Here is a 13,761-nt window from a genome sequence, read left to right on the forward strand (position 1 = left end):
CTGCGCCCCCCCGCGACCAGGGCGTACAGCAGTGTCTCCTCGACGACCTCGCGCTGGGCCGCGCTGCCGCCGACCCGGCCGAGGGCCGGCAGGAGCGCGTCCAGCCCCCGGGCGGCTTCGTGGAAGCGTTCCTCGACGAGGGCGGCGAGGGCTTCGCACAGGGGGACGACGACCTCGCGCTGCACCGCGTCGGCGCCCGCGGCGTGGTCGCGCAGTCGGCGCAGTGCCGCGAGATCACCGGCGGCGGTGAGCGCGACGGCGGCGTGCAGCGCGGTGAAGGCGGTCGCGGGGCGTTCCACGATCTCGCGGGCGACGCTGTCGAGCACGTCCGCCGCCGGGACCCGCCCCCGCCAGCTGTCGCTCAGCCGGGCCCGCCACAGCAGCGACCCCGAGTCGACCAGGGCGCGTACGCCGGTCACCCGCCCCGGCGCGAGCTGCGCGAACCAGCGCCTGCGGACGGCCGCGGGATCGTCCAGGGCCAGTTCGTGCAGGGCGACGTGCCAGGAGAAGTGGGCACGGTGGACGGCGCCCCGTCCGTGCCCGGACACCCAGGCGTCCAGCCAGTCGCGGCCCTTCTCGTGGTCGCCGGACTCGTAGTGGACGTGGGCGAGCGCGTGCACGGCGTGTCCGGAGGCGGGTTCGGCGGCCAGCGCGCGCCCGGCCAGTTCGGCCGCCTCGTCGTGGCGGCCCTGGTCCTGGCGCAGGAAGGCGAGGAGCGAGGCCGGGAACCAGTGGCCGTCGTAGGCGGGCGAGGAACGCTCGACCAGGTTCAGCGCGTATGCCGTGTCGAGGTCGTCGATGCCGGAGAAGGCGATGGTGGGCACGGCCGCCGCGAGCGCCAGCGCGTCGGCGGGGTACGCGGCCAGGTGCCCGAGGAGGGCACGGGCGCCGTCGCCGGGGCTCCGGCCGTGCACGCGGCGGGACACCACGTCGACGAAGGACCGCTCGCGCGCGTCGGCCCGTTCCCGCGCGCAGCGCCGCGCCTCGGCCAGCGCCAGCGGTACGTCGACGTCGGCGCCGCACTCGTGGCCGAGCAGGGCGAGGGCCGCGTGCCCGAGCGCGAAGCCGGGATCGAGGGCGACGGCCCGCGCGAAGGCGTCCTCGGCGCCGGACCTGACCTTGAGGACCCGTTCGAGGCCGGTGCGGTGGGCGGCGGCCGCCTCGGCGTGGGTGGACAGCGGGAGCCCGTGCGCGTCGAGCGGCCGGCGGCGCCCGGGGCGCCGTCGCGGTGCCAGGGGCGCGAGCAGTTGTCCGGCCAGGTCCGCGGCCTGGACCCGGATCTCGGGGATGGCGGTGGTCTCCCACAGTTCACCGCGGCGCGGGGCGCCGAGGGTGAACACCGGGAGTCCCGTCCCGCCCCCGGCGTCGAGGAGCCGGCCGTCGCGGGTCGCCACGCCCAGGCCGAGCGGGCCGGGCACGGCGGCGCCCGTGCCGAACAACGAGCGCCAGAGCGGGTCTTCGGGGCGCGGTCCCGGTCCGGTGCAGTCGATCACCCAGCCGGCCGTGATGCGGCTCCCGTCGGAGAGCGTGAGCAGCACCGAGCCGTCGGGCCGGGCGACGGCGTCGGTGATCGTGCCGGTGTGCACGCGCAGGCGCCGGGTCGTGCGGGCGCGGTCCAGCGACTCGGCCGTCGTCGGTGCCATCCGGTGCCGGTGGGTGTTCCAGAGCGCGCCCTCGCGCCGCAGGAAGGCGGCGCGTTCCTCGGGTGTGAGGCTGCGCCACAGGCGGGCGGTGTGCGGGCGCAGGCTGTCGAGCGCGGGACGCCAGTCGCCGTGTGCGCGCACGGCCCGGCCGATGTGGCGGTAGACGGTCCGGCGCAGCGCGGGCAGGGTCGGCGCGTCGAGCCCTTCGGGCGCGGCCATCGCCGGCGCGGGGCTCAGCGCGTGCGGCTGCGGCAGCAGACCGGTGCGGGAGAGGGCGTGCACGGTGCGTCCGGGGCGGCCGAGGCTGAGCGCGAGGTCGACCGCGGTGAGCCCCGTACCCACCAGGAGGACGTCGTCGGCCGCGCCGTCGGCCGGTCCGGCGAGCGGTCCGTCGAGGGCTCCCGGCGCCCAGGGCGAGCCGATGAGGCGTGCGCAGGCACGGAGTCGGGGCGGGGCCCAGTCACCCGTCGTGGCGGCCGGTCCGGTGGCGAGGACCACGCTGTCGGCCACGAGGCCGTCCCCGTCGAGGAGCCGCAGTCCCAGCCTCCCGTCCGGGGTGGGGGCGCAGGCCTCCGCCCTGGTCCGCAGCCGGCGTACGGCGACGGTGCCGTGGGCGTGGACGATCGCCCGGGCCAGGGTGTCGGCGAGATAGGCGCCGTACCGGTAGCGGGTGGCGAAGTCGGTTCCCCTGACGGTGGGTTCGCCGTGCCGGCACAGCCATCGGGTGAAGTGGCCGGGATCGTCGGGGTAGCAGCTCATGCCTCCCGCGGGCACGTTCAGCCGGTGCCGGGGATCGGTGGTGGCGTACGCGCCGCCGCGCCCGGCCTCGGGAGCGGGGTCGATCAGGACGAGGCCGAGGGGGGTACGACGGCGGGTCGCCGTCTCGCACAGCTGCACGGCGGTGAGCGTGCCGGCGGCGCCCGCCCCGACGATCGCCACGGTGTGCCGCTCACGGGCTGGGTTCACGGATGCCTCCGGCGTGGGTCGGCTCGGTTCCGGCGAGCGGGACCGCTCCTTCGTTCCCGCTCACCGGGAGCCTGGATGGGACTCCCGGAAGCGGGCTCTCGTCGAGTTCTCGTGGATCTCACGGAAGAACTCAGGGATCGAACAGACGCTTCATACTCTGTTCACGATTCGGGGCGGCCCGGCAACCGTGGATTCAGGCCGTCTCCCCGGACGTCCTCACCGGAATCTCAGGCGGGGACGGTCGGATTCAAAGAATCAACCCAGGGAAGTCCCGCAGGATGCACCCCGAGTGGTGATGAGCGAAAGAACCGAGGAAAGGCGTTCCGTGGGCGTCCCTGAGATATCGAACCGTCCCGAGTCCGCACCCCGGGAGCCGGGACGGATGGTGCCGGGTCCGGGGCGTCGGGCCTGGTCACGACGGGGAGTCCTCGCGGCGTTCGGCACCGCCGTACCGGCCCTCGCGCTGAGCGGATGCGGCGGCCCGGCGGACACCACCGAGGGGAAGGACACGGCGGCGACCGGTGGCACCGGAGCCGGGACGAGGACGAAGGCGCAGGTGAGGAAGCCGACGGTCACCGTTTCCCCCGCCGACGACACGAAGAGGGCCGACTTCACCGGTCCGGTCGTGGTCTCCGTGACGGACGGCACCCTGTCGGCGGTCGAGGTGTCGGGCAACGACGGCTCCGCTCTGGCCGGATCCTTCACCGACGGCCGCACGCGCTGGACCTCGGACAGGAATCCGTACTCGGGCACCAAATACACGGTCACCGTGAAAGCGGCGGGCGCCGCGGAGCACACGTCGACGTTCGTCACGAAGTCCCCGGGCGAGACGTTCGCGGGCTATTTCACGCCCGAGGCGAATTCGACCTCCGGCGTCGGCATGCCCGTGTCGATCAACTTCACCCACGCCGTGACGGACCGGGCCGCCGTGGAAAAGGCCGTCACGGTGACGGCGGAGCCGGCCGTCGAAGTGGTCGGCCACTGGTTCGGGAACACCCGGCTCGACTTCCGCCCCGCCCGGTACTGGGCGGCGGGCACGAAGATCACGCTGAGTCTGCGCCTCAAGGACGTCGAGGGCGCGGACGGCGTCCACGGCGTCCAGTCCAAGGACGTCACCTTCCACATCGGCCGCCGCCAGGTGAGCACCGTCGACCTCGCGAAGAAGACGATGACGGTCGAGCGGGACGGGGCCGTCCTCGCCACCTACCCCGTCAGCGGCGGCTCCGCGGCCCACACCACGTGGTCCGGGATCATGGTGATCAGCGAGCGGCTCGAGGAGACCCGGATGGAGTCCTCGACGGTCGGGCTCGGCGACGAGTACGACATCGCGGACGTGCCGCACGCCCAGCGCCTGACCACCTCGGGCACCTTCATCCACGGCAACTACTGGGCCGCGCCCTCGGTGTTCGGCGGCAGCAACACCAGCCACGGCTGCATCGGACTGCGCGACACGAAGGGCGCGCACGACAGCTCCGCGCCGGGCTACCGGTTCTACGAGAGTTCGATGCTCGGCGACGTGGTGGTCGTCGAGAACTCGGGTGAGCGGACCGTCGAAGCGTCGAACGGACTGAACGGCTGGAACCTGTCGTGGGCCGACTGGAAGGCCGGCAGCGCCCTTTGAGGGCCGAACCAGGCGAACGAACTTCAACTGCCCGCCGCAGCGCGCTCATCGGGCCTTCTCCCTTCCTTCACGCCGTGAACTCCCTTGCGGCGAAAGGACTTTCTCGGCTTCACCTCTTGACGACCGGAGTGACAGAGAGCACATTGGCCGCGCACCTCCGTTGAGAGCGCTCTCAAATTTCATGGGAGCGCTCTCACACCCCACCCGCGCACCCCACACTCCGTACGCGAAGAGGCATCCATGAGTGAAACCCCCGGCACGTCCAGACGCGGCTCCGTCCGGCGCGCGCTCGTCGCCGTGCTCGGCACGCTGAGCCTGGCCGCGGCCGCCGCGACAGCGGCGACGCTCCCCGCCAACGCGTCCGCCCCCACACCCCCCACCGGCTGGTCCCAGGTCTTCGTCGACGACTTCACCGGGGCCGCGGGGAGCGGCGTCAACACCACCAACTGGCAGTACACGACGGGCACCAGCTACCCCGGCGGGCCGGCCAACTTCGGCACCGGCGAGGTCGAGACGATGACCTCCAGCACCAGCAACGTGGCCCTGGACGGCAACGGCAACCTGCTGATCACCCCGCGCCGCGACGCCTCGGGCAACTGGACCTCGGGCCGCATCGAGACCAGGCGCACCGACTTCGAGCCCCCCGCCGGAGGCAAGCTGCGCATGGAGGCGCGGATCCAGATGCCGAACGTGACCGGCGCCGCCGCCAAGGGCTACTGGCCCGCCTTCTGGGCGCTGGGCGCGCCCTACCGGGGCAACTACCAGAACTGGCCCGGCGTCGGCGAGCTGGACATCATGGAGAACGTCCAGGGCCTCAACACCGAGTGGGCCACGATGCACTGCGGCACCAACCCGGGCGGCCCGTGCAACGAGACCAGCGGCATCGGCAACAACACGCCCTGTACCGGGACGACCTGCCAGGCCGGTTTCCACACCTACGCGATGGAGTGGGACAGGTCGACGAGCCCCGAGGAGGTCCGCTTCTACCTCGACGGCGTCAACTTCCACACGGTGAAGGCGAACCAGGTCGACGCCACCACCTGGGCGAACGCCACCAACCACGGCTACTTCATCATCCTGAACGTCGCGATGGGCGGCGGCTTCCCGGGCGCCTTCGGCGGCGGCCCCGACAGCGGCACGGAGCCGGGGCACCCGATGGTCGTCGACTACGTCCAGGTGCTCCAGGCGGCCGGCAGCGGCGGTGGCGGCGGCACCACTCCCCCTCCCACCGGCAACCGTGACGCCTACAGCGCCATCCAGGCCGAGTCCTACGACAGCCAGAGCGGCGTCGTCACCGAGACCACCACGGACACCGGCGGCGGCCAGGACATCGGCACCATCGCGAACGGTGACTACGCGGTGTACAAGGGCGTCAACTTCGGTTCCTCGGCGGCCACCCAGTTCTACGGCCGGGTCGCGAGCGGCGCGGCGGGCGGGGTCAGCGGCCTGGTCGAGGTGCGCCTCGACAGCCGCACGAGCACACCGGTCGCCAGTTTCGCGCTGGCCAACACCGGTGGCTGGCAGTCCTGGAGGACCGTGCCCGCGAACATGAGTTCCGTGACCGGAACCCATGACGTCTACCTCACCTTCACCAGCGGACAGCCCGCCGACTTCGTGAACGTCAACTGGTTCGACTTCGGTCACTGACGGGCGGACCGGGGCACGGCCACCCGTGACACGGCCGACCGGGCGGGGCGGACCCACGAGGTCCGCCCCGCTCAGCGCAGTTCGGCCCGGAAGGCCACCGGGGTCGCCCCCGTGTGCTGGTGGAAGAACTTCGAGAAGTTGGCCGAGTCGGGGAAACCGACGGCGGCCCCGACGCGCCCGATCGGCATGTCCGTGTGGGCGAGGAGCCGTTTGGCCTCCAGGGCGACCCGCTTGGCGATGAATCCCTTGGGCGTCTCGCCGGTGGCGGCCCGCACGGCGCGCACCAGGGTGCGGCGCGAGTACCCGAGGGCGTCGGCGTAGGCGCTGACGCTGTGGTTGACGGCGAAGTCCTTCTCGACCGCGTCCCGGAAACGGGTGAACGTGGTGTCCGCCCGCTGGTGGGCCACCGCCACCTCGGCGGAACTCACCGCCAGATGGGCGAGGCGCAGCAGGAACGCGGTGAGCGAGTGCCGCAGCACCGAGGTGTGCAGGCTGAGCGGCAGCGTGGTCGTGTCGACGTACTCGCGCTCCAGTTGGGTGAGCGAGTGTTCGAGCGCGGCCAGCCGGGCCGCGTCCGGACGCAGCAGCGGGGGCAGGTCGTAACGGTAGAGGCCGGTCGCCTCGACGGTCGCGCGGGGCAGGAATCCGGGCTGCATGGTCAGGACGGTGCCCCGGTAGGGGTCGGCACTGGAGAAGCGGTGCACCTGGCCGGGCCGGATCCACAGGACGTCGCCCGCCCGGGCCTCGTACTCGGCGAAGTCGACCATGTGCCGGACGGGCCCCTCGTGAAAGAGCATCACGACGTGGAAGTCGATGCGGTGCACGCGTTCGAGGGGGGCCTCCGCGTGCCAGGTACGCCCGGCCCCCATCGCGCCGACCTGCATGCCCACGCCGGACAGGCTCAGATCGGCCGGAAAGGGAAAGGTCCTGATCCCGTCCCGGACGCCTTCACCGCCGGTGCCGCCTCGGGTGGTTCTGTCCTTCATGTCCTTCTCGCGTCGGCTCACCACGGCTCCATGTGTCCCACTTTCACCGAAGGCTGACACGCGGGCACCTTCCCCAGCAAAAGTCTGACTTTTAGATTTGAACGAAAAGGCTGTACCGCAGCACGTTTCGTAAGGACTTCTTGAAGATGAGCACGCAGGGCTCCGACGGATTCACCTGGACCGAGCTCGACCGCCGCGCCGTGGACACCGCTCGCCTGCTGGCGGCCGACGCCGTGCAGAAGGTCGGCAACGGCCACCCCGGGACCGCGATGAGCCTGGCCCCGGCGGCGTACACGCTCTTCCAGAAGGTGATGCGGCACGACCCGGCCGACCCGGAGTGGACCGGCCGCGACCGCTTCGTCCTCTCCCCCGGCCACGCCTCGCTGACCCTCTACACCCAGCTCTTCCTGTCAGGTTATGAACTCGGCCTCGACGACCTGACGGCGTTCCGCACCCACGGCTCCAAGACGCCCGGACACCCCGAGTACGGGCACACCGCGGGCGTGGAGACCACGACCGGTCCGCTCGGCCAGGGTGTCGCCAACGCGGTGGGCATGGCGATGGCCGCCCGCTACGAGCGCGGCCTGTTCGACCCGGACGCGCCGCAGGGCGGGTCCCCGTTCGACCACACCGTCTGGGCGATCGTCTCCGACGGCGACCTGGAGGAGGGCATCTCGGCGGAGGCCTCCTCGCTCGCCGGCCACCAGAAGCTCGGGAACCTCGTCCTCCTCTACGACGACAACCACATCTCCATCGAGGGCGACACCGCGACCGCCTTCTCCGAGGACGTCCTGAAGCGCTACGAGTCGTACGGCTGGCACGTGCAGCGCGTCGAGCCCGCGCCCGACGGCGACGTCGACGCGCACGCCCTGTACACCGCGCTCAAGGCCGCGCAGGCGCAGACCGGGCGCCCCTCCGTCATCGCGATGCGCACGATCATCGCCTGGCCCGCCCCGAACGCGCGGAACACCGAGGCCGCGCACGGCTCGGCGCTCGGCGACGAGGAGATCGCCGCCACCAAGCGGCTCCTGGGCTTCGACCCGGAGCAGGCCTTCCAGGTCGACGCCGAGGTGCTGGCCCACACCCGCCGGGCCCTGGACCGGGGCGCCGAGGCGCACGCCGACTGGGACAGGCGGATCGGCGCGTGGCGCGCCGAACGGCCCGAGAACGCGGGGCTCTTCGACCGGATCGTCGCCGGCCGGCTCCCCGAGGGCTGGGAGAGCGCGCTGCCGGTGTTCGAGGCGGGCAAGAGCGTCGCCACCCGCGCCGCGTCCGGCAAGGTGCTCCAGGCCCTCGGCGCGGTCATCCCCGAGCTGTGGGGCGGCTCCGCCGACCTCGCCGGCTCGAACAACACCACGATCGACAGGACGAGCTCGTTCCTCCCGGCGGACAACCCGCTGCCCGAGGCGAACCCGTACGGCCGCACGATCCACTTCGGCATCCGCGAGCACTCCATGGCCGCGGAGATGAACGGCATCGCGCTGCACGGCAACACCCGCATCTACGGCGGCACCTTCCTGGTGTTCTCCGACTACATGCGCAACGCCGTCCGCCTCTCCGCGCTGATGCAGCTCCCGGTGACGTACGTGTGGACGCACGACTCGATCGGCCTCGGCGAGGACGGCCCCACCCACCAGCCGGTCGAGCACCTCGCCTCGCTGCGCGCCATCCCCGGCCTCAACGTCGTCCGCCCCGCCGACGCCAACGAGACGGCCGTCGCCTGGGCCGAGATCCTCAAGCGCCACGCCACGAACCCGGCCCCGCACGGTCTGGCGCTCACCCGTCAGGGCGTACCGACCTACCCGGCCGACCCCGACGCGGCGCGCGGCGGTTACGTCCTGCGCGAGGCCTCCTCCGGCACCCCGGACGTCGTCCTGATCGCGACCGGCTCCGAGGTGCAGCTCGCCGTCGCGGCGCGCGAGCTGCTGGAGGCCGAGGGGACCGGCACCCGTGTGGTGTCGATGCCGTCCGTCGAGTGGTTCGAGGAACAGTCCCCGGAGTACCGGGCCCGTGTCCTTCCGCCGTCCGTGAAGGCCCGCGTGGCGGTCGAGGCCGGAATCGCCCTGACCTGGTACCGGTACGTCGGTGACGCGGGACGGATCGTCTCGCTGGAGCACTTCGGCGCCTCGGCCGACGCCGGGACGCTGTTCGCCGAGTTCGGCTTCACCGCCGAGAACGTAGCCGCCGCCGCGCGGGAATCCCTGGCCGTCCTGCGCGGTTGATCCGTCCGCACGAAAGAAGATGATCACTGTGACCGAAGCGACCGCGACCGCGGTACCCCTCGAGCGCCTCTCCGGCGAAGGCGTCTCCGTCTGGCTGGACGACCTCTCCCGCAAGCGGATCGAGTCCGGCAACCTGGCCGAACTCGTCGCCACCCGGAACGTGGTGGGCGTGACCACCAACCCGTCCATCTTCCAGGCCGCCATCGGCTCCGGAGAGGGATACGAGCGGCAGTTGACCGACCTCGCCGTGCGCGGGGTGACGGTCGACGAGGCCGTCCGCATGATGACGACCGCGGACGTACGCGCCGCCGCCGACGTCCTGCGCCCGGTGTTCGAGGCGACCGCGGGCCGTGACGGCCGGGTCTCCATCGAGGTCGACCCGCGCCTCGCGCACGACACCGCCGCGACCGTCGCCGAGGCCAGGCAGCTCGCCTGGCTCGTCGACCGCCCGAACGTCATGATCAAGATCCCGGCGACGAAGGCCGGACTCCCGGCGATCACCGAGGTCATCGGCCTCGGCATCAGCGTCAACGTCACGCTGATCTTCTCGCTGGAGCGCTACCGCGAGGTCGTGGACGCCTATCTCGCGGGCCTGGAGCGGGCGCTGGCCGCGGACATCGACCTCGCCGGCGTCCACTCCGTCGCCTCCTTCTTCGTCTCCCGCGTCGACAGCGAGATCGACAAGCGGCTCACGAAGGACGGCTCGGACGACGCCCTCGCGCTCAGGGGCAGGGCGGCGCTCGCCAACGCCCGTCTGGCCTACGAGGCGTACGAGAACGTGTTCGGCACCGCCGACGGCACGGCGGAGGGCGACGCCCGCTGGACGGCCCTCGCCGCCCACGGTGCGCAGAAGCAGCGCCCCCTGTGGGCCTCCACCGGCGTCAAGGACCCGGCGTACAAGGACACCCTGTACGTCGACGAGCTGGTGGCACCGGGCACGGTCAACACCATGCCCGAGGGCACGCTGGACGCCACCGCCGACCACGGCGACATCCAGGGCGACACGGTGACCGGCCGCTACGACGGGGCCCGGGCCGACCTGGCCGCGGTCGAGGCCCTCGGGATCTCCTACGACGAGGTCGTCGGGCAGCTGGAGGACGAGGGCGTCTCGAAGTTCGAGGCGGCCTGGGAGGACCTCCTCGAAGCGGTGGCGGCCTCCCTGCGGGGCAAGGGAGTCGAAGGGGAATGAACGAGGGTGAGGAGCTTCCCGAGGGGGGCACGCAGGACGCGGCCACCGCGCCGCAGGGATCCGGTGACGCGGCCGTGGAACCGGACGCTCTGACGCCCGGGGGCCTCGCCGAGGCGCTCGGCGCCCCGGCACTCGGAACCCACGCCGAGGCGCCCGGCGTGCCGACGGCCGGGGCCCGCCCCGGCGCGCCGGCGGCCGACTGGGACAACCCGCTGCGCGATCCGCGCGACCGCCGGCTCCCCCGGATCGCGGGCCCCTCCGGCCTGGTCGTCTTCGGTGTCACCGGCGACCTGTCCCGCAAGAAGCTGATGCCCGCGGTGTACGACCTCGCCAACCGGGGTCTGCTGCCGCCCGGTTTCTCGCTCCTCGGGTTCGCCCGCCGCGAGTGGGAGGACCAGGACTTCGCGCAGGTCGTGCACGACTCGGTGCGCGAGCACGCGCGGACCGAGTTCCGCGAGGAGGTCTGGCAGCAGCTCGCCGAGGGCATGCGGTTCATCCCCGGCGACTTCGACGACGACGCGGCGTTCAAGCAACTGCGTTCGGCCGTGGACGAGTTGGACGCTTCGCGGGGAACCAGCGGCAACTACGCCTTCTACCTCTCCGTACCGCCGAAGTTCTTCCCGAAGGTGGTGCGGCAGCTCAAGAGGCACGGGCTCGCACGCGCTCCCGAGGGGTCCTGGCGGCGGGCGGTCATCGAGAAGCCGTTCGGCCGCGACCTGGCGAGCGCCCGCGAGCTGAACCGGATCGTGCACGACGTGTTCGACCCGGACCAGGTGTTCCGGATCGACCACTACCTGGGCAAGGAGACCGTCCAGAACATCCTGGCGCTGCGCTTCGCCAACCAGATGTACGAACCCGTCTGGAACCGGTCGTTCGTCGACCACGTGCAGATCACGATGGCCGAGGACATCGGCATCGGCGGCCGGGCCGGCTACTACGACGGCATCGGCTCCGCCCGGGACGTGATCCAGAACCACCTGCTCCAGCTGATGGCGCTGACCGCCATGGAGGAACCGGCCGCCTTCGACGCCGATTCCCTGCTCGCCGAGAAGCTCAAGGTCCTCAAGGCCGTGAAGCTGCCGGAGAACCTGGGCGAGCACACCGTGCGCGGCCAGTACGCGGCGGGCTGGCAGGGCGGCGCGAAGGTGCGCGGCTACCTCCAGGAGGACGGCATCGACCCCGCCTCGACGACCGACACCTACGCGGCCGTCAAGCTCGAGGTGGACAACCGCCGTTGGGCCGGCGTCCCGTTCTACCTCAGGACCGGCAAGCGTCTCGGCCGCCGCGTCACCGAGATCGCGGTCGTCTTCCAGCGCGCACCTCACTCCCCGTTCGACTCCACGGCCACCGAGGAACTCGGCGCCAACGCGATCGTCATCCGCGTCCAGCCCGACGAGGGCATGACCGTGCGCTTCGGATCGAAGGTGCCGGGTACCTCGATGGAGATCCGGGACGTCACCATGGACTTCGCGTACGGCGAGTCGTTCACCGAGTCCAGCCCCGAGGCGTACGAACGGCTGATCCTGGATGTCCTGCTCGGCGACGCCAATCTCTTCCCCCGCCACCAGGAGGTGGAAGAGTCCTGGAAGATCCTCGACCCGGTCGAGGGGTACTGGGAGAGCCACGGCACTCCCGCGCAGTACCCCTCGGGCAGCTGGGGCCCCGAGGAAGCCGACGAGATGCTCGCACGAGACGGACGGAGCTGGCGCAGGCCATGAAGATCGACCTGACCGACACCACGGCAAGCAAGATCAACAAAGCGCTCGTACGGGGGCGCCGTGCCATCGGCACCCCCGCCGTGGGCATGGTCCTGACGATGGTCATCGTCACCGACGAGGAGAACGCGTACGACTCGATCAAGGCGGCCGAGGAGGCCTCCCGTGAACACCCCTCACGGACCCTGGTCGTCATCAGGCGCGTCGCCCGCACCCCGCGCGACCGCACCCACTCCCGTCTGGACGCCGAGGTGCGCGTCGGCTCCGACGCGGGTACCGGCGAGACGGTCGTCCTGAGGACGTACGGCGACGTCTCCGACCACGCCGACTCGGTGGTCCTGCCGCTGCTGCTGCCGGACGCACCCGTCGTCGTCTGGTGGCCGGTGGACGCGCCCGACAACCCGGTCAAGGACCCCCTGGGCGCCCTCGCGCAGCGCCGGATCACCGACATGTACGCCGTCGAGGAACCGCTCGTGGCGCTGGAGGCCCGCGCCGCCTCGTACGCCCCGGGCGACACCGACCTGGCCTGGACCCGGCTCACGCCCTGGCGCTCCATGCTGGCGGCGGCGCTCGACCAGGCCCGCGCCAAGGTGATCTCGGCGACCGTCGAGAGCGAGGCCCAGAACCCGAGCGCCGAACTGCTGGCCCGCTGGCTGGAGGCCCGCCTCCGGGTGAAGACCGAACGCGTCGTCACCGCGGGCCCCGTGGTGACCGCCGTCCGGCTCGGCACCGAGAGCGGCGAGATCGTCATCGACCGCCCCGAGGGTCCGCTGGCCACCCTGTCCCTGCCCGGCCAGCCCTCCCGCACCCTCGCCCTGAAGGTGCGCTCCACCTCCCAGCTGATCGCCGAGGAACTGCGCCGCCTCGACGCGGACGAGATGTACGCCGTCGCCCTGCGCGGCGAGGCCCCCAAGGAGAACCCCCGCCATGTCTGAGTACCCCAAGCCCGTGAGCCGTCCGGAGTGGACGGCCCTGGAGAACCACCGCGCGGTCACGATGCGCGGCCCGCTCCTGCGCGACCTGTTCGCCGCCGACCCCGCGCGCGCCGAGCGCTACGTCGTCCAGGTCGGTGATCTGCGGATCGACTACTCCAAGCACCTGATCACCGACGAGACCCTGGCCCTGCTCCAGGAACTCGCCGCCGCCACGGACGTGTTCGGGTTGCGGGACGCGATGTTCCGGGGCGAGAAGATCAATGTGACCGAGGACCGGGCGGTGCTGCACACCGCGCTGCGGGCGCCGCGGGAGGCGGTAGTCGAGGTCGACGGCGAGAACGTGGTCCCGGCCGTGCACGCGGTCCTGGACAAGATGGCGGACTTCGCCGGCCGGGTCCGTTCGGGCGAGTGGACCGGGCACACCGGCAGGCGGATCAAGAACGTCGTCAACGTCGGCATCGGCGGCTCGGACCTGGGCCCGGCGATGGCTTACGAGGTGCTGCGTTCCTTCACCGACCGCTCGCTGACCGTGCGGTTCGTCTCGAACGTGGACGGCGCGGACCTGCACGAGGCCGTCCGTGACCTGGACCCGGCGGAGACGCTGTTCGTCATCGCCTCCAAGACGTTCACCACGATCGAGACCATCACCAACGCCACCTCGGCGCGTGAGTGGCTGCTGTCCGGTCTGAAGGCCGGTCAGGAGGCGGTGGCCAAGCATTTCGTGGCGCTGTCGACGAACGCGGAGAAGGTCGCGGACTTCGGCATCGACACGGCGAACATGTTCGAGTTCTGGGACTGGGTCGGCGGGCGTTACTCCTACGACTCGGCGATCGGTCT

At 71.9% G+C, this 13,761-nt stretch carries 9 protein-coding genes; 7 read left to right on the forward strand and 2 right to left on the reverse strand.

Annotated features, from left to right (window positions below; genetic code table 11):
* The coding region (locus CW362_RS39865) for an FAD/NAD(P)-binding protein (protein ID WP_206301209.1) at positions 1-2,609 on the reverse strand (2,609 nt) is incomplete at its 3' end.
* Between the two features lie 325 nt (positions 2,610-2,934).
* Between CW362_RS39865 and CW362_RS39870 the strand changes: the two genes are divergently transcribed.
* Entirely contained in the window at positions 2,935-4,230 is a 1,296-nt protein-coding gene (locus CW362_RS39870) for a L,D-transpeptidase (RefSeq protein ID WP_420856899.1), read from the forward strand.
* Between the two features lie 240 nt (positions 4,231-4,470).
* Positions 4,471-5,877 (forward strand): glycoside hydrolase family 16 protein, encoded by a 1,407-nt coding sequence (locus CW362_RS39875; RefSeq protein ID WP_103554487.1) that lies wholly within the window; start codon positions 4,471-4,473, stop codon positions 5,875-5,877.
* 71 nt (positions 5,878-5,948) lie between these two features.
* On the opposite strand, the gene CW362_RS39880 is transcribed toward CW362_RS39875, so the two are convergent.
* Entirely contained in the window at positions 5,949-6,863 is a 915-nt protein-coding gene (locus tag CW362_RS39880) for a helix-turn-helix transcriptional regulator (protein WP_103554491.1), read from the reverse strand.
* Between the two features lie 146 nt (positions 6,864-7,009).
* Between CW362_RS39880 and tkt the strand changes: the two genes are divergently transcribed.
* The 5 genes from tkt to CW362_RS39905 all read left to right on the forward strand — a co-directional run.
* Entirely contained in the window at positions 7,010-9,085 is a 2,076-nt protein-coding gene (gene tkt / locus CW362_RS39885) for a transketolase (RefSeq protein WP_103554488.1), read from the forward strand.
* A 19-nt stretch (positions 9,086-9,104) separates the two neighbouring features.
* On the forward strand, positions 9,105-10,274 hold the full coding sequence (gene tal / locus CW362_RS39890) for a transaldolase (RefSeq protein WP_103554489.1): 1,170 nt from the start codon (positions 9,105-9,107) through the stop codon (positions 10,272-10,274).
* A complete protein-coding gene (zwf, locus tag CW362_RS39895) occupies positions 10,271-11,992 on the forward strand; it encodes a glucose-6-phosphate dehydrogenase (RefSeq protein WP_240658303.1) in 1,722 nt (573 codons plus the stop codon). The genes tal and zwf overlap by 4 nt, the downstream gene beginning before the upstream one ends.
* Positions 11,989-12,924, forward strand: coding sequence for a glucose-6-phosphate dehydrogenase assembly protein OpcA (opcA, locus tag CW362_RS39900; RefSeq protein ID WP_103554490.1), 936 nt, complete (start codon positions 11,989-11,991; stop codon positions 12,922-12,924). Before zwf ends, opcA begins: the two co-directional genes overlap by 4 nt.
* A partial coding sequence (locus CW362_RS39905; protein WP_476756089.1) for a glucose-6-phosphate isomerase occupies positions 12,917-13,761 on the forward strand: 845 nt, incomplete at its 3' end. The genes opcA and CW362_RS39905, both read left to right, overlap by 8 nt.

It is taken from the genome of Streptomyces populi, assembly GCF_002911015.1.
In the GTDB taxonomy this organism is placed as follows: Bacteria; Actinomycetota; Actinomycetes; order Streptomycetales; family Streptomycetaceae; genus Streptomyces; species Streptomyces populi.